The 19,624-nt window shown below is 66.1% G+C and carries 20 protein-coding genes; 2 read left to right on the top strand and 18 right to left on the bottom strand.

Annotation, left to right across the window (positions count from 1 at the left end):
• From CRO22_RS13520 to CRO22_RS13490, 7 genes are all read right to left on the bottom strand, one after another.
• On the bottom strand, nucleotides 1-171 hold a 171-nt coding region (locus CRO22_RS13520; protein ID WP_141399428.1), incomplete at its 3' end, for an Hpt domain-containing protein.
• Nucleotides 168-536 (bottom strand): response regulator, encoded by a 369-nt coding sequence (locus tag CRO22_RS13515; RefSeq protein WP_097070694.1) that lies wholly within the window; start codon nucleotides 534-536, stop codon nucleotides 168-170. The genes CRO22_RS13520 and CRO22_RS13515, both read right to left, overlap by 4 nt.
• The gene (locus CRO22_RS13510) at nucleotides 533-868 is read right to left on the bottom strand and encodes an STAS domain-containing protein (RefSeq protein ID WP_097070693.1); all 336 of its coding nucleotides are present in this window, start codon (nucleotides 866-868) and stop codon (nucleotides 533-535) included. Before CRO22_RS13510 ends, CRO22_RS13515 begins: the two co-directional genes overlap by 4 nt.
• Before the next feature lie 494 nt (nucleotides 869-1,362).
• Entirely contained in the window at nucleotides 1,363-1,605 is a 243-nt protein-coding gene (locus tag CRO22_RS13505; protein WP_097070692.1) for a DUF2484 family protein, read from the bottom strand.
• A 17-nt stretch (nucleotides 1,606-1,622) separates the two neighbouring features.
• Nucleotides 1,623-3,038: a UDP-N-acetylmuramate--L-alanine ligase gene (gene murC / locus CRO22_RS13500; protein ID WP_097070691.1), complete on the bottom strand. Its 1,416-nt coding sequence runs from the start codon at nucleotides 3,036-3,038 to the stop codon at nucleotides 1,623-1,625.
• Nucleotides 3,035-4,144 (bottom strand): UDP-N-acetylglucosamine--N-acetylmuramyl-(pentapeptide) pyrophosphoryl-undecaprenol N-acetylglucosamine transferase, encoded by a 1,110-nt coding sequence (locus CRO22_RS13495; protein WP_097070690.1) that lies wholly within the window; start codon nucleotides 4,142-4,144, stop codon nucleotides 3,035-3,037. The genes murC and CRO22_RS13495 overlap by 4 nt, the downstream gene beginning before the upstream one ends.
• Before the next feature lie 10 nt (nucleotides 4,145-4,154).
• Nucleotides 4,155-5,324, bottom strand: coding sequence for a peptidoglycan glycosyltransferase FtsW (locus CRO22_RS13490; RefSeq protein ID WP_097070689.1), 1,170 nt, complete (start codon nucleotides 5,322-5,324; stop codon nucleotides 4,155-4,157).
• 262 nt (nucleotides 5,325-5,586) lie between these two features.
• On the opposite strand from CRO22_RS13490, the gene CRO22_RS13485 reads away from it, so the two are divergent.
• Nucleotides 5,587-6,516: an L-lactate dehydrogenase gene (locus CRO22_RS13485; RefSeq protein ID WP_097070688.1), complete on the top strand. Its 930-nt coding sequence runs from the start codon at nucleotides 5,587-5,589 to the stop codon at nucleotides 6,514-6,516.
• Nucleotides 6,517-6,522: 6 nt separating this feature from the next.
• Here the strand turns inward: CRO22_RS13485 and CRO22_RS13480 are convergent, their stop codons facing one another.
• The 11 genes from CRO22_RS13480 to mraZ all read right to left on the bottom strand — a co-directional run bounded on the left by CRO22_RS13480 (nucleotide 6,523) and on the right by mraZ (nucleotide 17,791).
• Nucleotides 6,523-6,984, bottom strand: coding sequence for a GFA family protein (locus CRO22_RS13480; protein WP_097070687.1), 462 nt, complete (start codon nucleotides 6,982-6,984; stop codon nucleotides 6,523-6,525).
• Nucleotides 6,985-7,001: 17 nt separating this feature from the next.
• Nucleotides 7,002-8,402 (bottom strand): UDP-N-acetylmuramoyl-L-alanine--D-glutamate ligase, encoded by a 1,401-nt coding sequence (gene murD, locus CRO22_RS13475; RefSeq protein WP_097070686.1) that lies wholly within the window; start codon nucleotides 8,400-8,402, stop codon nucleotides 7,002-7,004.
• A gap of 78 nt (nucleotides 8,403-8,480) precedes the next feature.
• On the bottom strand, nucleotides 8,481-9,059 hold the full coding sequence (locus tag CRO22_RS13470) for a DedA family protein (RefSeq protein WP_097070685.1): 579 nt from the start codon (nucleotides 9,057-9,059) through the stop codon (nucleotides 8,481-8,483).
• 228 nt (nucleotides 9,060-9,287) lie between these two features.
• Nucleotides 9,288-9,659, bottom strand: a complete 372-nt coding sequence (locus tag CRO22_RS13465; RefSeq protein WP_097070684.1) for a hypothetical protein — start codon at nucleotides 9,657-9,659, stop codon at nucleotides 9,288-9,290.
• Nucleotides 9,660-9,933: 274 nt separating this feature from the next.
• Nucleotides 9,934-11,016 carry a phospho-N-acetylmuramoyl-pentapeptide-transferase gene (gene mraY, locus CRO22_RS13460; protein WP_097070683.1) on the bottom strand — a complete coding sequence of 361 codons (1,083 nt, stop codon included), beginning with the start codon at nucleotides 11,014-11,016 and terminating at the stop codon, nucleotides 9,934-9,936.
• The gene (locus CRO22_RS13455; RefSeq protein WP_097070682.1) at nucleotides 11,016-12,464 is read right to left on the bottom strand and encodes a UDP-N-acetylmuramoyl-tripeptide--D-alanyl-D-alanine ligase; all 1,449 of its coding nucleotides are present in this window, start codon (nucleotides 12,462-12,464) and stop codon (nucleotides 11,016-11,018) included. The genes mraY and CRO22_RS13455 overlap by 1 nt, the downstream gene beginning before the upstream one ends.
• A 1-nt stretch (nucleotide 12,465) precedes the next feature.
• Nucleotides 12,466-13,950 carry a UDP-N-acetylmuramoyl-L-alanyl-D-glutamate--2,6-diaminopimelate ligase gene (locus tag CRO22_RS13450; RefSeq protein ID WP_097070681.1) on the bottom strand — a complete coding sequence of 495 codons (1,485 nt, stop codon included), beginning with the start codon at nucleotides 13,948-13,950 and terminating at the stop codon, nucleotides 12,466-12,468.
• Nucleotides 13,951-14,108: 158 nt separating this feature from the next.
• Nucleotides 14,109-15,911 (bottom strand): peptidoglycan D,D-transpeptidase FtsI family protein, encoded by a 1,803-nt coding sequence (locus CRO22_RS13445; RefSeq protein WP_097070680.1) that lies wholly within the window; start codon nucleotides 15,909-15,911, stop codon nucleotides 14,109-14,111.
• Nucleotides 15,908-16,297 (bottom strand): cell division protein FtsL, encoded by a 390-nt coding sequence (gene ftsL, locus CRO22_RS13440; RefSeq protein WP_097070679.1) that lies wholly within the window; start codon nucleotides 16,295-16,297, stop codon nucleotides 15,908-15,910. The genes CRO22_RS13445 and ftsL overlap by 4 nt, the downstream gene beginning before the upstream one ends.
• On the bottom strand, nucleotides 16,294-17,304 hold the full coding sequence (gene rsmH / locus CRO22_RS13435) for a 16S rRNA (cytosine(1402)-N(4))-methyltransferase RsmH (protein ID WP_097070678.1): 1,011 nt from the start codon (nucleotides 17,302-17,304) through the stop codon (nucleotides 16,294-16,296). Before rsmH ends, ftsL begins: the two co-directional genes overlap by 4 nt.
• Nucleotide 17,305: 1 nt before the next feature.
• A complete protein-coding gene (mraZ, locus tag CRO22_RS13430; RefSeq protein ID WP_245860980.1) occupies nucleotides 17,306-17,791 on the bottom strand; it encodes a division/cell wall cluster transcriptional repressor MraZ in 486 nt (161 codons plus the stop codon).
• Between the two features lie 934 nt (nucleotides 17,792-18,725).
• On the opposite strand from mraZ, the gene purU reads away from it, so the two are divergent.
• Entirely contained in the window at nucleotides 18,726-19,610 is an 885-nt protein-coding gene (gene purU, locus CRO22_RS13425) for a formyltetrahydrofolate deformylase (RefSeq protein WP_097070676.1), read from the top strand.
• Nucleotides 19,611-19,624: the final 14 nt, after the last annotated feature.

Raw genomic sequence — 19,624 nt, 5'->3', positions numbered from 1 at the left:
GCCGAACATCGCGCCCGACCCTTTGAGCGTATGCATGGCGCGAAAGCTCGCATCGACAAGATCGCGGTTTTGCGGATCCTGCCCGAGATCGAGCAGCGTCTGTTCAAGGGTTTCCAGAAGGTCGCGCGCCTCCTGCCGGAAGGTCTCCGTCGGATCGGGTGCGCCGCTCATGCCCCGGCCACCTTCTTGACCACGGCGAGCAATTGTTCAGGCCGGAACGGCTTCGAAATCCAGCCGGTCGCCCCGGCATCACGCGCCTCGCGCTTGAGCCGGTCATCGGTCTCGGTGGTCAGGAACACGATCGGCACCCCGGCACTTTTGGGCGAGGCGCGATATTTGCGAATGAAATCGAGCCCGTTCATGCCGGGCATGTTGAGATCGGTGACCACTGCGTCGATGCTGTTGGCGACAGCTTTCGAGTAACCGTCCGACCCGTCGCAGGCCTCGATCACGCGATACCCGGACGCGCTCAGCGTATGGGAAACCATCTGCAAAACAGAGGGAGAATCGTCGATTATCAGGATCGTTTTTGTCATGGCGTTGTCCTTCCACGGCAACTGGGTTCGCCCGGCGCGACGCCGGGCAAAGCGAGGCCCGCGCGGGCAAATGCGCTGGCACAGGTGCCGCGCTCGGAGGCGATCAGGGAGAAACTCCGGCCAAGAACTGCGGCCTGACGCTGCGCGGCAATGAGCACTTGCAGCACCGAAACATGCAGCGCAGCGGCGCGCGTGGCATCGACAACAACGGCGCCGCCGCTTTCAAAAGTGCGCAGCAGGCTGGCATGCAGATCCGGGGCGTCACGCAGGCCGACATCCTCGGCCAAAACGATCGGATTGATCGCGGAAGACTCTGGGGTCTCGTTGGGCATATGGCTTTCCGGTCAAAAAAGGGCAGGAAAACAGTTCGAGACTGGTCACAGGGCGCAAAACGGATCGGGATACTGGTCACAGGCGCGCCCGACACCAAACGCAACTGCGCAAGCGCTTCACGCAGATCGGGACAGCTCACAAGGCGCGGCACATTGCGAGACGGGCTCGCTTACAGGCTCCATTTATGGCCCGACGCGTTAATTTGACGCGAAGCGCCGCGGGAGGCGTTGCGCGGAAATATCTAAAATGCACGGTTCAGATCAGTTTGGCGCAGCAGCGGAGCGCCGGTGGCGAAAGCTGCGAGAAAATGGCACCAAGATCAAAGGGCTCCCCCCGGAGGTGAGCTCTGTTCCGCGCAGGAAGGACGGGTCTGTTTGGGGGGAAATTCCGCTCAGGCGCGCGCCCAAAGCGCAGGTCGGGCGCCCCTGGGTCAGAGATTTCATAGCTGACGGCGTTAAGCCGCGCGCGAAAAGGGGAGCGATTCGGCCGGGTGTCAGCGCTCGCCCGCGCCGATCCGGGCAAAAAGCCGGCGCACCGGCCAGCGCAGCACACTCACCCCCCCCGCCAGCACGATCAGCCCGAGCACCGGGCCGTTTTCCCAGGTGACCCAGCCGACGATCGGCACGCCGAGAGCAATCAACCCCCAGGCCGCGGGCCAGTGAAACCGGCGCGGACCGAGCGCGATGAGTGATGCGACCACCGCCCAGAGACAGGCGGCGACAAGCGAAAGCGTCATGGCATCCTCCCTTGCGATTACGCTCCCAGTCGCGCGGGCAAGGCCTGCGCCCAGGTCGAGATCGTCCCGGCCCCGAGGCAGACGACAATATCGCCCGGCCGCGCCTGTTCCTTCACGAGCCGCGCCAGATCCTCCTCGTTCAGGATCGCACGGGCATGACGGTGGCCGTGGCGAATGAGCCCCGACACCAGATCGTCGCGGCTCGCCCCCGGGATCGGATCTTCTCCCGCGGCATAGACCTCGGCGATGGCGACCACGTCAGCTTCGTTGAAACAGGTGCAGAAATCGTCAAAGAGGTTGGAGAGGCGCGTGTAGCGATGCGGCTGGTGCGCCGCGATCACGCGCGCGCCGGGCGTGCCCGAAACGGCTTGGCGCGCGGCTTTGAGCACAGCCGCGATCTCCACCGGGTGGTGTCCGTAATCGTCGATGATGGTGACGCCGCCAAGCACTTCGCCCACTTTGGTGAAGCGCCGGTTGACGCCGCCAAAGGCCGCCAGCGCGGCACGGATCTCGTCTTTCTTCATGCCGAGATGACGCGCCACCGCCACCGCCGCGAGCGCATTCGAAACGTTGTGATCGCCCGGCATCGGCAGGGTGCAGCCCTCGATTTTCGCGCTCGCGCCTTCGGATTGCAACAGCACGTCAAAATGGGCGTTGCCGTTTGCAAAGCTGAGGTTCACCGCGCGCACATCGGCCTGCGCGTTGAACCCGAAGGTTGTCACGCGCCGGTCCGTGACCTTGCCCACAAGCGCCTGCACCTCGGGGTGATCGGTGCAGCACACGGCCAGCCCGTAAAACGGAATACCGGAGACAAAATCATAAAAGCCGCGGCGCAGATTTTCGATTGTGCCCCAATGCTCCATATGCTCGGGGTCGATATTCGTGACGATGGCAATGGTGGCGGGCAGGCGGTTGAAGGAACCGTCGCTTTCATCCGCCTCGACCACCATCCATTCGCCCGCGCCCGCGCGCGCATTGGAGCCATAAGCATGGATGATGCCGCCGTTGATCACGGTCGGGTCAAAGCCCCCCTTGTCCAGCAGCGTCGCCACCATCGTCGTCGTGGTGGTTTTGCCATGCGTGCCCGCAACGGCAATATTCGAGCGCAGCCGCATCAGTTCGGCCAGCATCTCGGCGCGGCGCACCACCGGCAGATGGCGACGGCGCGCCTCTTCCAGCTCCGGGTTGCCGGGCTTGATCGCGGAAGAAATCACCACCACGGCGGCCTCGCCAATATTCTCGGCGCGCTGGCCCTCGTGGAAAATGGCGCCAAGTTCTTCAAGCCGCGCGGTGATCTTGGACGCTTTCGCATCCGAGCCCTGCACCGCAAACCCCTGCGTCAGCAGCACCTCGGCAATGCCCGACATGCCGATGCCGCCGATACCGACAAAATGGATGGGGCCGAGTTCACCCGGCAGTTTGGTGGCGTTCATGGGGTGGATCCTGCAAGCTGTTCGACAAGGGCGACAAGGCGCGCGGTGGCATCGGGGATGCCGTAGGAAAGCGCCGCCCGCGCCATCTGCCCTGCCCCTTCGGGATTGTCCAGCACCAGCGCGATCTGATCACGCAGGGTTTCCATCCGGGCCGAGGCCTCGGGCACAAGGATCGCGGCCCCGGCATCGACAAGGCCGCGGGCATTGGCGGTCTGGTGATCGCCCGCCGCAACGGCATAGGGAATGAGGATGGCAGGCCGCCCGATCACGGAAATGTCGGCCACAGAAGAGGCCCCCGCACGCGAGATCACGAGCTGGCATTCGGCCAGGCGGCGCGGCACATCGGTAAAAAAGGGCTCGACCTCGGCATCGATACCCGCCTCGGCATAGGCGCGCTTGACACGCGCGGCGTCTTCCGGCCGGGCCTGATGGGAGACCCGCAGCAGGTGCCGCAGCCGCTCGGGCAACGCCGCAAGAGCCGCGGGAACGAGATCGGAGAGGATCCGCGCACCCTGGCTGCCGCCGATCACGAGCACCGACATCGGGTAATCGCCGGGCGGGATATAGGGGGCGGCGGCGCGCTCGGCCACCGCCGCGCGCACCGGATTGCCGGTATGGAGCCCTTGCACCCCCGTGGGCAGATCCGTGGGCCAGGTGCCACAGGCAAAGGCACTGACACGCTTGGCAAAGACCCGGTTGACCTTGCCCATCACGCCGTTTTGCTCATGGATCGCGCGAGGCAGGCCCAAAAGCGTGGCGGAGGCCAGCGCCGGGATCGTCGGATAGCCGCCAAAGCCCACGACCACGCGGGGCCGGTCCTTCATGTTGCGCAGGGTGGCCGAGAGCACGCCGCCTGCAAGGCGGAAGGGCACGGCCAGTTTGGCCAGAGCGCCCCCGCGCGCAAAAGTGGCGGAGGCGACCTTTTCCACCTGCACCACATGGGGAAAGCCGCCGGTATAGCGCGCGCCGCGCGCATCGGTCGAAAGCTTCACCCGCCAGCCGCGGCGCACCATCGCCTCGGCCAAAGCCTGCGCGGGGAACATATGCCCGCCGGTGCCGCCAGCGGCGATCAGCAGCAGCGGCGCGTTTTCAGGTTTTTCGCTCATCTGCGCCCCCTCAGCCGATGGACCGATGACCGAGGATGCGGGCGATCTCGTTTTGCGGCCGGGACCGGGTCAGCGCAAAGAGGAAACCGAGCGCAATGCCGGTGGCAATGACGGAGGAGCCACCATAGCTCACGAAGGGCAACGTCATCCCCTTGGCAGGCAGAAGCCGCACCGCCACGCCCATGTTGATCAGCGCCTGTACGCCAAAAGCAAAGGCAAGGCCGGTGCCCGCGATGCGGGCGAAGGGGTCGCGCTCGCGGGTCATCCGTGCAATCGAGCGCAGCACCACCGTGGCGTAAAGCGCGATGATCACGAGCACGAGAATGAGCCCGTATTCCTCGGCAGCAACGGCAATGATGAAATCGGTATGGGCATCGGGGAGCGACCATTTCACCGAGCCCTGACCGACGCCGACGCCGAGAAAGCCGCCCTCCTGGATCGCGTTCGTCGCATAGCCGATCTGGGTGCGCGGGTCGATATCGGCACTCAGGAAGCCGTTGATCCGCCGCGCCACGTGTTCGGACATATTATAGGCCAGAAAGCCGCCCGCGGCGCTCAACCCCGCAGTGGCGGCCAAAGGCAGGATCGGCGCGCCGGAGACGAAATACATCACCATCCACGAAAAGAGCACCAGCGAGGCCTGACCAAAGTCAGGTTGCAGCGCGAGGGTGATCACGATCAGCGCGGTGAGCAGGAAAGAATAAAGTCGCCCGGGCGGGCCCGCGACCTCTTGCGCCGCCGCCATGAACCAGGCGCCGACGATGACAAAGCCGGGCTTGAGGAATTCCGAGGGCTGGAACGAGGCGAAGCCGAGCGAGATCCAGCGCACTGCGCCCTTGCCGAAATCCGTGCCGATGACGGGCAGCGCCATCAGCGTGATGAAAGCGCCCAGAAAGCCGATCACGCCGATGCGGCGGACTTGCTGCGGCGTCATCAGCGACAGACCCAGCATCGCAAGAAGCGCAATGCCGCCGAAGAAGGCCTGTTTCTTGACGTAGAAAAAGGCGGGCAAGCCGTTCTTTTCCGCCAGCGGCACCGAGGCGGCGAGCCCCAGAAGCATGCCGACGCCGAAAAGCGCCAGCACCGCCGCGAGGGCCCATTTGTCGATCGTGCGCCACCAGCGCGGGAGCACGGGATCCGTGGCCCGCACGGGCGCGGTGCCGAAAACCATTTCCGTCATGGGGATATGCTCTTGCTGCCTCTGATCGCCCGGTATCCGGGTCTTGGCACGACTCTAGCCCAAGTTGTGGCCGCTGCCTAGCGCAAACACCCTGCGGCGCAGCGATGCGGGAAGATGTTTCGCTTCGGCAGGGCCGAAGCGACCCGCCGGGGGGCTGCGCCCCCCGGACCCCCTGCAAGACAGGGGAAGCCGGAGCCGAAACGGGTTTCGCTTTCGGGACCGGAGTGCGATGGTGGCGCTAACGAATAGAAGGAATCGGACGATGAAAGTCGGTATCGTGGGCGCGGGCATGGTCGGCTCGGCGGCGGGATTTGCAATCGTGATGCGGGGCGTGGCCTCGGAAGTGGTGTTCGTGGATCGCAACGCCGCGCTGGCGCAGGCACAGCGCGAAGACATTCACCACGCCGTGCCCTTCGCGCAATCGTGCAAGCTTGGCGCGGGCGGCTATGACTCGCTTCAAGGCGCGGGCGTGGTCATTCTCGCCGCGGGCGTGGCGCAAAAACCCGGCGAGAGCCGGTTGAGCCTGCTCTCGCGCAACGCCGAAGTGTTCTCCGAGGTGATCTCCCAGGTCCGAACTTATGCGCCGGACGCGATCCTGATCGTCGCCTCTAACCCGGTCGATATCATGACCGAGGTGGCGCAGCGGGCCTCCGGTCTGCCGCCCGAGCGGGTGATCGGCACCGGCACCTTGCTCGACTCGGCACGGTTTAGGGCACTGCTCGCCGGGCATCTGGGGATTGCCGCGCATTCGGTGCATGGATTCGTGCTGGGTGAGCATGGCGACAGCGAGGTGCTCGCCTGGTCAAGCGCGCGGGTGGGCGCCGAGCCGCTTGACCGGATCGCGGCACAGTTGGGCGTGGATATCACCGAGTCGGTGCGCGCGAAGATCGACGAGGGCGTGCGGCGCGCCGCCTACCGCATCATCGAGGGCAAGGGCGCAACCTGGTATGGCATCGGCGCGGGGCTGGCGCGGCTGGTGCTGGCGATCCGCGACGATCAGCGCGCGGTGCTGACGCTCTCGATCCGCACGCCGCAGGTGGCGGGCGTCGCGGATGTGGCGGCGAGCCTGCCGCGGGTGGTGGGGGCGGCGGGCGTCGTCTCGACGCTCGTGCCCTCGCTCGATCCCCCCGAATGGGAGGCGCTGCACCGCTCCACCGCGCTTTTGAAGGAAAGCGCGAAAGGGCTCTGGTAAGCGCCTTCACCCCTTGGCAAGCGCCGCCTTTCGCCGGTCCAGTGCCGCCGCGCTCCAGACCTCGGCAGAGCGATAATATTCGGCAAACACCTTCGCCCCCTCGGGCAGGACGACCCAGGGAAGCTTGGTGGAGGTGTAGATATGCACATCCGGCGGGCAGGCGGCGGGGTCTTTCAGCGTGCCCACGCGCACAAAGGCGGCAACCCGCCCTGCCCCCGCGTAATGGCTGAAAACAGCGACCTTGCAGATCGGGCAGCGTGCGATCTCCTGCCCCTTGCCGGAGGCGGACGGCGTCATAACATAGTCGAACGCGCCGGTGATCTCGAGCTTGTCGGTCTCGATCACTGCATTGACCGCAAAAGCAGATCCGCTCTCGCGCTGACACCAGCTGCAATGGCAGCAATGAGTGATCATCGGCGCATCCGTGAGCCGATAGCGCAACGCGCCGCAGGTGCAGCTTCCCTCCATCATCCTCTCCCCGAAATTCAGTCGGGAAGAGCCTGCACCAGTTCGGTGAAATGGTCACCCCGTTTTTCGAAGTTCGGGTATTGATCGAAGCTCGCCGCGGCGGGGGCCAGAAGGACCGTATCGCCCGGCTCTGCCTCTTCTGCCGCCCGCGCCACCGCCTGCGCCATCGTCTCGCAGATCTCATGCGCGAGCGGGGCCAGCTCAAGCGCGAAATCCCGCCCCGAATGACCGATGAAATAGGCTTTCTTCACTGTGCCGAGCAGCGGCTTGAGAGCGGAAACTCCCCCCTCCTTGCCCATGCCGCCAACAATCCAGCGGATATTTTTAAACGCTTCGAGCGCCTTTGCCGCGCTGTCGACATTGGTGGCCTTGCTGTCGTTGACAAAGCGCACACCGCGCTTTTCGGCCACGGTCTGGCTGCGATGCGGCAGGCCGGCAAAACTGTGAAACGCTTCCTCGATCAGCTTCGGCGCGATCCCGAGCGAGCGCACAGCCGCATAGGCGGCGCAGGCGTTTTGATGGTTATGCGCGCCGGGCAGGCCCTTGACCCCGCGCAGGTCGATCGACGCCACCTGCCGCCCCTTGCGCCATTCTGCCAAAAACCCTTTGCGCGCGAAAACCGACCAGCCGTAATCGCCGAGTTTCTGCGCCGCTGAGATACGGATCAGCCGGTCATCCTCGCGCCCCATGGCAATCTGATTGGCGAGATAGACCCCTTCGGGCTCGTCCACGCCAATCACGGCGCGGTCCGGCCCACCCTCGGCGAACAGGCGGCGCTTGGCGGCAAAATAGCCGCCCCTGCCGCCGTGACGGTCGAGATGGTCGGGCGAGAGGTTGGTGAACACAGCAATGTCGGGAGTGAGGGCGCGGGCAAGGTCGGTCTGGTAGCTCGAGAGCTCGAGAACGACCACCTCGCCGTCCTGCGGCGGATCAAGGTCAAGCACACCGCGGCCAATGTTCCCCGCCATCTGCGTCGGGCGCCCGGCATGGGCGAGGATGTGATGGATCAGCGCCGTAGTCGTCGATTTCCCGTTCGAACCGGTGACGCAGATGGTGCGGGGCGTGACGTCGAAATCATCCCACGCGGGCGTCGCCCAGGAGCGGAAAAAGAGCCCGATGTCGTTATCGACCGGCACGCCCGCCACCATGGCGGCGGCAATCACCGGATGGGGCCGCGGATAAAGATGCGGGATGCCCGGCGAGGTGATCAGGGCCGCGAGCCCCTCCAGCGCACCGGTCCGGGTCAGATCGGTGCAGGCCCAGCCCGCCGCCTCGGCCTTCGCGCGCGCTTCGGGGCTGTCATCCCAGAGCACGGGCTCGGCGCCGCCCGCCCTGAGCGCCGCGGCTGTCGCCAGCCCCGAGCGCCCGAGCCCCAGCACCGCCACCCGCGCGCCCGCATAGCCCTGAACCGCAATCATCTTTGTCTTCCCTCTCGCAAGCGGGGCGCGGCCCCGCCCCCCCGAGGTATTGCAACCAAGATGAAAGGAAAAGCCCCTTCACTCGCTCTCTTCGGCGCGCGTCCGCTTCCGGTGCTGACGCAACAGGTGCAGGCCAAGGGCGGCCAGCAGGAAGCCCGCGAGCGCGAGGCCGAGATGATGGGGCAGGCGCATCTGACCAAAGATCCGGGTGATCGCGCCGCCCGCGGCAAAGCCCATCCAGCAGAAGAGATGCGCCCAGATCACACAGGCGAGGGCGTCGAGCAAGGCAAAGCGGCGCCAGGGCACGGGGCTTGTGCCGATCAGCACCGCCCCCGCAAGCTTGAGCCCGTAGACGAAGCGAAACCCCAGCAGCGCGGGCAGCGGGTGGCGCTCCAGAAGACCGTGAAGCGCGCGCACCGGCCCGCGCTTGAGCTCACGGCGCACGAAAGCCCTCTGCCCGGCGCGTCGGCCGATCGCAAAGCCGAGATTGTCGACCGTGATGGAGCCCGCCGTCACCACCGCCGTCACCATCTCGATCGGAAAGAAATGCCGATGCGCCAACACGCCTCCGAAAAACGCTACCGCTTCGCCCTCAGCCATGGTGCCGAGGAAAATCCCGGGCAGGCCTAGCGTGGAGATCAGGGTTTCAAGCGACATGGGAGGCTTTCGGGCAAGCGGGCGGGATCGCCTGCCCCAGATAGGCGGCCCGTCGCAGAAGGAAAACCCCTGCCCCGGCTTGCGGGCGCAAAATGCCGGTCGACGGGGGATTGGGGCCGCGGCTGCGGTCCTGGAGAGAGCTCGCGTCCTCCTGCGCCCCCCGGTACAGGAAAACCCCGCTTCCTTTCGGAAACGGGGCCGCAAGACGAGGACGTAGCGGGGCGGGGATCAGCCGCGTTTTTTCAGGCCCGGGCCGAGGATGCCGACAAAGCCGAAAGTGACCGCGAGCGCGGCGACGAGCCAGGTCAGGCCCGGCTGCATCATCGCAAAGATCAGCGCAACGAGATCAAGCATCATCAAAAACACCCAGATCGCCACCCGGGCACGCTCGGCGGTCATCGGCCGCTCATCGGCGCCGACCACGACATCGAGAAACCGGCACAGCGCGAGAAGCCCGATCGTGATCGCGATCACCGGCCCCCAGCCCAGCGTCAGATTGCTCATCCCCGAGAGATCGGCGAAGAACACGAGAAACGGCAGCAGCAGCGCGGTGATTTTGAGCGGGTCGGTGAAGTTCTTGATCATCGGGGTATCGGACATGGGGTGTTCCTTTGATGTATCCGGACCGAGGCGCGAAACGCCGGGGCCGGAAGGCCACCAGCGCTGCGCCTCGAGCCGTCGCCCCGGAGGCAGGTGCCACCCCCGGCGGACGAAGCGCTGCGCGGATGATTACGACAAAGCCGGACACGGAAAAGAGAGCAATCTGACGCACAGGGGGCTCTGGGCCTGCGCTTTTCGTCGCGGGCAAACGAAAACCGGCGCGCCCTGGGCACGCCGGTCTGCGCATTTCTCTGTGGCGGGGGCGGCGCGGGGCTCAGCGCACTTTCAGCGTTGCGAGCCCGATCAGCGCCAGGATCAGCGCAATGATCCAGAACCGGATCACGATCTGCGGCTCGGCCCAGCCCTTCTTCTCGAAATGGTGGTGGATCGGCGCCATCAGGAAAACGCGCTTGCCGGTCGCCTTGAAATAGCCGACCTGGATGATCACGCTGAGCGCTTCCACCACGAAGAGCCCGCCGACGACGCCCAGCACCAGCTCGTGCTTGGTGCAGACCGCAATCGCCCCGAGCGCGCCACCGAGCGCCAGCGAGCCCGTGTCGCCCATGAACACCGCCGCAGGCGGCGCGTTATACCACAAAAAGCCCAAGCCTCCGCCGATCAGCGCAGCGGTAAAAACAAACAACTCGCCCGTGCCGGGCACGAAATGCACACCCAGATATTGCGTGAAGTCTGCACGCCCCACCACATAGGCGATAGCGCCCAGGGCGGCGGCGGCGATCATCACCGGCATGATGGCAAGCCCGTCAAGCCCGTCGGTCAGGTTCACGGCATTGGCTGCGCCAACGATCACGAACATCGCAAAGGGGATGAAGAAAAACCCGAGATTGACCAGCGCATCCTTGAACACCGGCAGCGCCAGTTGCCAGGCAAGTTCCGGCGGATGCACGAGGGCAGCGAGCGTTGCCGCCACCGCCGCCAGCGCGAGGCCAAGCGCCATCCGTTTGCGCCCGCTCACGCCCTTGGTGTTCTGCTTCGTCACCTTGGCGTAATCATCGGCAAAGCCGATCGCCGCATAGCCATAGGTCACGCCGAGCACGATCCAGACATAAGCCTCGTCGAGCCGGGCCCAGAGCAGCGTTGAAAAGAGCAGCGCCGAGAGGATCAGCAAGCCCCCCATGGTGGGCGTGCCGGCCTTGGCGAAATGCGTGGCGGGGCCATCGTCGCGGATCGGCTGGCCCTTGCCCTGCTTGCGGCGCAAGACCGTGATCAAGGGCCGGCCAAACAGGAAGCCAAAGATCAGCGCCGTGAAGAAAGCCCCCCCGGCACGAAATGTTATGTATCGGAAAAGATTGAAAAAATCCCCTCCGTCGGAGAGATTGGCAAGCCAGTAGAGCATTATTCTCTTCCCCTGAAAGCATCCGCCGCGCCCGGTTGGCCGAGTTTGCGCAGCGCGTCAACAACCAGACTGACTTTCGAGCCCTTCGAGCCCTTCACGAGCACGACATCGCCGGCATCGACCAGATGCGGCGCCCGCGCCACAAGCTCGGGCGCGCTCGCATGCCATTCGCCGCGCTTCTCGCGCGGCAGCGCGTCAAAGAGATGCCACATCAGCGGGCCCGCCGCATGAACAAGATCGACCTGCGCCAGCGCCGGATGTTCGGCGATGGCCAGATGCAGCGCCACCTCCTCGGGGCCGAGCTCCAGCATGTCACCCAGAATGGCGACCCGGCGGCCATGATGCACCCGCCCCACCCCATCGCGCGGGCGCTGCCCGGCCAGCACCTCGAGCGCGGCCTCAAGCGAGGTCGGATTGGCGTTGAAGGCATCGTCAAAGAGATCGAAACTCTGCGTCTCGTCGATCAGGTCGAGCCAGATCCGCTCGCGGCTGCCGCGCCCTGCGGGCGGACGCCAGAGCGCAAGATCGAGCGCGACAAGGGCCGGGTCGGCGCCCACCGCCTCGGCCAGAGCGAGCACCCCCAGAGCATTGGACGCAAAGTGCTTTCCGGGTGTCATCACCTTGAAGAGGAGCGGACCTGCGGCACTCTCGGCCTGCACGATCGTCGCATCGCCCGAGATCGTGGCCGATTTCAGCAGATATTCCGAGCCCGGTTCGGGGCCAAAGGTGATCGTGCGCGCGGCATGGGCCCGCGCCGCCCCGATCAGGATCGGCGTCACCTCAAGCCCGGTCGGCACCACTGCCGTGCCCCCCGGCTCGAGCCCCTCGAAGACCGCGGCCTTCTCGCGCGCGATCCCCGCAAGGCTCTCGAAGGCCTCAAGATGCGCCGCCGCGACGGTGGTGATCAGCGCCGCATGCGGGCGGGTGAGGCGCGCGAGCGGCGCGATTTCTCCGGGATGGTTCATGCCGATCTCGACCACGGCGAAATCGGCATCAACGGGCAGGCGCGCAAGCGTCACCGGCACACCCCAATGGTTGTTGAAACTCGCCTCGGCGGCATGGACCTTGCCTTGCGGCGACAGCACCGCGCGCAGCATCTCCTTGGTCGAGGTTTTGCCCACTGAGCCGGTGACGGCAATCACCCGGGCCGTAGAACGTGCCCGCCCGGCCCGGCCAAGAGCTTGCAAAGCCTCAAGAACATCCGCCACAACAAGAAGCGGATCGGTCGCGGAACAGCCCTCGGGCACCCGGCTCACCAGCGCGGCCGCCGCGCCCTTCCTGAGCGCATCGGCCACGAAATCATGGCCGTCACGCACATCTTTCAGCGCCACGAAGAGATCGCCCGGCACAATTGCGCGGCTGTCGATCGAGATCCCCGTGACCTCGAAGGCACGGCTGGCCCGACCATGGGTGGCAATGGCGAGTTCGGCAGAGGTCCAGAGCGCCATCTCAGATCACCCCGTCGAGGGCCGCGACCGCGATCGAGGCCTGTTCCGCATCGTCAAACGGAAAGATATCCGTGCCGATCACCTGGCCCCGCTCATGTCCCTTGCCCATGATCAGGAGCGCGTCGCCGGGCCCCAGCGCATCGACCCCGCGCAGGATCGCCTCGGCCCGGTCGCCCACCTCCACGGCTTCCGACCCCGCGCCCTCCCTCACGGCTGCGCGGATCGCGGCCGGGTCTTCGGTGCGGGGATTGTCGTCCGTCACGATAACAAGATCGGCATGGCGCGTGGCCGCGGCGCCCATCAGCGGACGCTTGGTGCGGTCGCGGTCGCCCCCCGCGCCGACAATCGCCACAAGGCGGCCCATCACATGCGGCCTGAGCGCTTTCAGCGCGGTCTCGACCGCATCCGGGGTATGGGCAAAATCGACAAAGACCGTGGCGCCATTCGTTCGGGTGGCGGCAAGCTGCATCCGCCCGCGCACGGTCGAAAGCTGGCCGAGCGCGGCAAACACCTCGCGGGGGGCCGCGCCGCAGGCGATGCAGAGCCCGGCGGCTGTGAGCGCATTCATCGCCTGAAAGCCGCCGATCAGCGGCAGGCGCACCAGCTGCGGCCCGCCCATGTAGAGAAAGCGCACATCCTGCCCCGCGGCGTCAAACCGTTGCGCCTGAAGCTGGATCTCACAGGCATCGGCGCGCCCGACCCGGATCACCTTTTGCCCCCGCTCGGTGGCGCGGCGGGCCAGCTCGGCGCCCTTCGGGTCGTCGATATTGAGCACGGCCGTGCCCTCGTCCGGCAGAACGCGGGTGAAAAGCCCGGCCTTGGCCTCGAAATACGCCTCGAAGCTCTCGTGATAATCGAGGTGATCTTGGGTGAAATTGGTGAAGGCGGCGGCGCGCAGCATCACCCCGTCAAGCCGGCGCTGTGCGAGCCCGTGCGAGCTGGCCTCCATCGCCGCATGGGTGACCCCGGCGGCGGCCATTTCAGAGAGCAGCCGGTGCAGCGTGATCGGCTCGGGCGTGGTATGGGCGGAGGGCGCGGTGAAAGCGCCTTCGACGCCGGTGGTGCCGATATTGGCGGCCTCAAGGCCCATCGCCTGCCAGAGCATGCGGGTGAAAGTGGCGACCGACGTTTTGCCATTGGTGCCGGTCACGGCGATCATCGTCTCGGGCTGGGCCCCAAAAAAGAGCGCCGCGGCGCAGGCAAGGGCAAGGCGGGCATCTTCCACGACAACCAGCGCCACGGGCGCGCTTGCAAGCGCCGCCCGCGCGATCTCCTCGCCTTCGCGATCGGTCAGCACCGCCCCCGCGCCGCGCTCGATCGCGGCCGGAACAAAAGTCGCGCCATGCACCTTGGTGCCGGGCAGCGCGGCAAAGAGATGGCCGGGCAACACCTGCCGACTGTCGACCGAAAGCCCGGAAACCGAGACATCCTCGCCCGACCGGGCCGTCAGGCCCAATGCGCTCAATGGCTTCGCTGTCGGGGCCATATCTGGTGTCCTTTCGTGCCGTTTTGCCCATTTATCGAGGAAGGTCGCGCCCCGTCAACGCGCCCCTGCGGCGATGCGCCAGAACCGGCGCAAAGCCTCGTGATCGTGGGCGTCGAAGCGATCGGACGGCACGCCGGACCGGTGCCGCCCCTCGCCGCTCAATGCCCGCCCGCGGCTTTCACCAGCTGGATCCCCGCCATCTCCTCGGGCACCACATCGGCCGGGCGCAGCCCCAGAAGCGGCGCGATGCGGCGGATCACCTCGGCGGCAACCGGCACCGCCGTCCAGCCCGCTGTGCGGCGATTGGCATTGGCGGCAAAGGCCGAAGGCTCGTCGAGCGTCAGCACCAGCACATATTTCGGGTCCGAGGCCGGGAAGGCCGAGGCGAAGGTGGCAATCACCTTGTCGTCATAATAGCCGCCGGAGGGGCGCACCTTGTCGGCGGTGCCGGTCTTGCCCGCAACCTCATAGCCCTTCACATCGGCAAAGGAGGCGGTGCCGCGCGTCACCACTGCACGCATCATCGCAAGCGCGGTCTGCGCCGTCCGCTCGCTGATCACCGCCTCGCCCGGCGGGTGATCGGCGCCATGCACCAGCGTTGGCGTAATCCGGTATCCGCCATTCGCGATCGTCGCATAGGCCGCCGCCAGATGGATCGGCGAAGCCGCGATGCCATGCCCGTAAGCCACCGTCATGGAGGAAATTTCCGACCATTTCGGCGGGCTGAGCGGGCGCACCGAAGGGGCCTCGGCCAACTCCACCGGCGAGGGGTCGAGCAGGCCGAGCCGCGTGAGGAAAGCCTTCTGCCGCTCCCCGCCGATCATCAGCGCAATCCGCGCCGTTCCAATGTTGGAGCTTTCCACGATCACGTCGGTGACCGAAAGCCATGGTCCGTAATTGTGGAAATCGCGGATCTTGAAGCGGCCCCAGGTCATCGGCGAATTCGCCTCGATCATCGTCGCCGGGTTCACGAGGCCAAGCTCGAGCGCCTGCGCCACGGCAAAGATCTTGAAGGTCGAGCCAAGCTCGTAAACGCCCTGCACCGCGCGGTTGAACAGCGGGCTGTCGGAGGCATCCCCCTTGGCGAGTGGCGCCGGGCGGTCGTTCGGGTCAAAATCGGGCAGGCTCGCCATCGCCACAACCTCGCCCGTATGCACCTCCATCACCACCGCGGCCGCGCCTTTGGAATTCATCAGCCGCATGCCGCCCGCGAGGATCTCTTCCAGCGCCTGCTGCACGGTGAGATCGATCGAGAGCACGAGCGGCGCGCCCTTGTTGGCGGGGTCGCGCAACCAGCCATCGAAGGCCTTCTCGACCCCGGCTGTGCCGATGATCTCGGCCGAGGCCACGCCTTCGGCGCCGAACCGTGCCCCGCCCAGCACATGCGCCGCGAGCTTGCCATTGGGATAGAGCCGCATCTCACGCGGGCCAAACAGGAGCCCCGGCTCACCGATGTCATGCACCGCCTGCATCTGCTCAGGCGAGATCTTCTTCTTGATCCAGACGAATTTGCGCGTGCCGGTAAAATCGGCCGTGAGGCGTTTGAGATCCAGATCGGGGAAGATCTGCACCAGCTTCTGCGCAGTGCCCGCCGGATCGACCATCATCGGCGGCTGGGCGTAAAGCGCATGGGTCACGAGGTTGGTGGCCAGAACCCGTCCCTCGCGGTCGGTGATATCGGCGCGTTGCGCCAAAATCGCGGGCGCGCTGTCGCCGCGTTCGGGCTCTTCAGGCGTGGCGGCGGCAATCGTGCCCATCCGCACCCCAACCGCCGAGAAGCACATCACGAAGATCGCCACGACGAGCCAGATCCGCCATTCGACGCGCGCGCGCGCCGCCTCGCGCCCGGCCTCGCCACGGGCGCGCAGGTTCTCCCGCTCGATCCGGTCGGGGTTCTCGCCACGGGCGCGGGCATCGAGGATGCGGGCCAGCGGGCGAAGCGGCGTGCGCGGCGTTGTCATTGCGCGACCTCCTGGCTGCGGCGGGACATCACGTCGATCGCCGGCGAGAGTTCCATCTCCGAGAGCGCCGGGTTTTCGCGGCCCTCGAGTTCGGCATCGGCGGGCGGATAGGCCACCTGGGCGACGGTGCCGAACTGCTCGGGGGCGAGCGGCAGCAGACCCAGCGTGGCGAAGTTGAGATTGACGAGTTCGCGCAGCCGCTCGGGGCGGTTCAAATAGGCCCATTCCGCACGCAGCACGCTCAGCCCTTCCTGCAGATCGGCGATCTGATTGTCGAGCCGGCGCAGTTCGGCCAGCCGGTCCTTGGTCGCATAATTGACATGGTAGGCCCAGAAGGCGAGCCCCAGAACGACAAGCGCGGCAAAGAGATAGGAGATGGTCTTCATCTGCGGCGCTCCCGGTTTGCGGGTTTGGAGAGAACGGGGGCGGGCAAGCCCAATGTGGCGCGGTCAGCGGTGCCTGCGGGCGCCTCGGTGCGCAGCCCCACCCGCAGGATGGCCGAGCGGGCGCGCGGGTTCTCGGCCAGCTCCCGATCGTCTGGGCCGACCCCCTTGCGGGTCAGCAACGTGAAGGCGGCCGCTTCCTGCGCCGCCTCCGGCGCATAGCGGCTGCCCCCTGCGGCCCGACCCGAGCGCGCCTGGAAGAAGCGTTTCACGACGCGATCCTCAAGCGAATGAAAGGTGACGACAGCCAGTTTGCCCCCCGGTGCAAGCGCGCGTTCCGCCGCCTCCAACCCTGCGATCAATTGCCCGAATTCATCGTTCACCGCAATGCGGAGCGCTTGAAATGATCGTGTGGCGGGGTGGCTCTGGCCGGGCTTCGGGCGCGGCAGGCAGCGCTCGATGACGCCTACGAGCTGTTTCGTGCTCTCGAAGGGCGCAGTGGCGCGCGCGGCCACGATCGCCCGCGCGATCCGGCGCGAGGCGCGTTCCTCGCCATAATGATAGAGGATGTCGGCGAGCGCCCCCTCCTCGGCGGTATTGACGATATCTGCCGCGCTCGGCCCCTCTTGCGACATCCGCATGTCGAGCGGCCCGTCGCGCAGGAAGGAAAACCCGCGCTCGGCCTGATCCAGCTGCATCGAGGAGACACCAAGGTCGAGCACCACCCCCGCCACGCCCTCGGGCGCGTCCTCCGAGGCGACGGTATCGAGTTCGGAGAATGTGTTCTCCACCAGCGTCAGCCGGTCGCCATACTCCCCGCGCCAGGTCTCGGCCATGGCGAACACGGCCGGGTCGCGGTCGATGCCGATCACCCGGGCCGCGCCCGCGGCCATGAGCCCGCGCGTATAGCCGCCCGCACCAAAGGTGCCGTCGATCCAGGTGCCAAAGACAGGCGCGACCGCTTCAAGGAGCGGCCGCAACAAAACCGGAATGTGGGGCTGGGCTTCCATCTCAGACCCCTCCGAGCAGACTTAGCGGGTCGAAATCCTCGCCCTTGTCGGCCATCAGCTTGTCGAGCCGCGCCTTGTCCACCTCGGCGAAAGTCTCGGGGTTCCAGATCTCGAAAATATCGCCCATGCCGGCGAAATAGGCGTCGCCCGCGAGCTTGAAACGCTCGCGCAGGCTTGCGGGCAGCACAAGGCGGCCATCGGGGTCGATCTCGGTCGGATGGGCCTTGTTGAGCACGAAGCGTTGCAGGATCGCGCGGCTCTGATCGCTGTAAGGCAGCGCGTTGATCTTCGCGGCCAGCGCCTGAAAGCCCGTGTAGGAATGAACCTGCAGCATTTTCTGGGTATCGGCGCCATAGACGAGCACGAGACGGGGGCGTTTGGTGACGGCGGCCTCGGCATCGCCCTCCTCGAGTTCCCGACGAAACAGCGCCGGGATCGACACGCGACCCTTGCTGTCCACCTTGAAGGTGTATTCGCCGATGAACATGCCCGCCAAGGCGGCAACTCCTGTCCCTGTCCTGCCCCGGTGAGCCATTCCGGTGGCCTGTTATGGAAAACGGCGGATCGAGCTGCTGCCACTGCTCGATCCGCCGCCCTCGTCCCATCTTCTGGGCTGTCCGTTCGCGCGCGCCACCTGGGGGGATGTCTGCTCGCTCGCGCGCCGGATCTCTCTCGTTCGTGAAGCGGGTGCCTGTATGAAACCCGGTCTTTGCGCCGTGGGGTCTTGCCGCCCCGTGCCCGTCTTCTCGATGACCAAGGAATGCCATGGTCAGGCATGGGAATTCAAGGGAAATTTTGGATAGGTGGCGAAATCCCCCCTGCCCGAAGCCCTTCAGACGCCCTGAAAACTCAAGCGCTTGTGTCATCTTCCTTGGGAAGTCCCGGAAAACTTTGATCCATCTCAAACTCAGGCCACAATATATTGTTCCTTCAAAAAAACGATCCTCAAGAAGATCGAGTGGGGCAAATTCCCATCAGCTTTTGCACTTTTGCGCCAGCATCGCAAAGAATCGGCAAGATCGTACCAGATCACACGCGAACACGGCGCGGTGATTCGGCGCGATCAGGCGTATCAACACCGGATCCCGTCATTTCCCGTGCATCGCGGCCCGCCTTCCGGTCGGTGGGGCGCAGTCCCGTAACGCCGCCCGGAAGGGGCGCGCCCCTCCCTCTTGCGCCGCGGGCAGGCGGGGGTGCGGGGGCGGCAGCCCCCGCCCGGGTCGCCGCGGCCCGCCGCGGCGAAACCCCAGCCACGCAGCGGCGGCCTCCACTATCGGAAACAGGGGGCGCATTTGCGACACCGCCGCTGACGTTTTTCACCCAAGCGTCGTCGCATCCCGGCTGGAGCTTTCCGCCCGGGCGGCGAATATGCGCTCCACGCCCCCCGAGATCCCGGCACGGGGCCGCGAAAGGAACCCGGAATGACCGACTATGTGCTGACGGTGAACTGCCCCACGACCCGCGGGATCGTGGCCGCGATCGCCAACTACCTCGCCGATACCGGCTGCAACATCACCGATTCGAGCCAGTTCGACGATCTGCTCACCGGGCAGTTCTTCATGCGGATCACTTTCGCCTCGCAAACCGGCAAGGATCTCGACGCGCTCAAGGCGGGCTTCGCGCCGCTCGCCGAGACCTTCGCGATGGACTGGGCGATGCATGACGCGAGCGCCAAGATGAAGGTGCTGCTGATGGTCTCGAACTTCGGCCACTGCCTGAACGACCTGCTCTACCGCTGGCGCATCGGCGCGCTGCCGGTGGAGATCGTCGGCGTGGTCTCGAACCACCTCACCTATCAAAAGGTGGTGGTGAACCACGACATCCCCTTCCACCACATCAAGGTGACGAAAGAGAACAAGCCCGAGGCCGAGGCGCGGCTGCTCTCGGTGGTCGAGGATTCGGGCGCCGAGCTTGTCGTGCTCGCGCGCTACATGCAGATCCTCTCGGATGCGCTCTGCCAGAAGATGTCGGGGCGGATCATCAACATCCACCATTCCTTCCTGCCCTCCTTCAAGGGCGCCAACCCCTACAAGCAGGCCTATGAGCGCGGCGTGAAGCTGATCGGGGCGACCTCGCATTACGTCACCGCCGATCTCGACGAAGGCCCGATCATCGAGCAGGACACGGTGCGCGTCACCCATGCGCAGAGCCCGGAGGATTACGTCAGCCTCGGGCGCGATGTCGAGGCGCTGGTGCTCGCCCGCGCCATTCACGCCCATGTGCAGCACCGCACCTTCATCAACGGCAACAAGACCGTGGTTTTCGCCGCCTCGCCCGGCGGCTATACCTCCGAGCGCATGGGCTGAGACGCGACGAGGTC

The sequence above is a fragment of the Rhodobacter maris genome (assembly GCF_900217815.1).
Classification (GTDB): Bacteria; Pseudomonadota; Alphaproteobacteria; order Rhodobacterales; family Rhodobacteraceae; genus Rhodobacter; species Rhodobacter maris.
The sequence above is the reverse complement of the archived record's forward strand: the minus strand, read 5'-3'. Positions and strand labels throughout refer to the sequence as shown.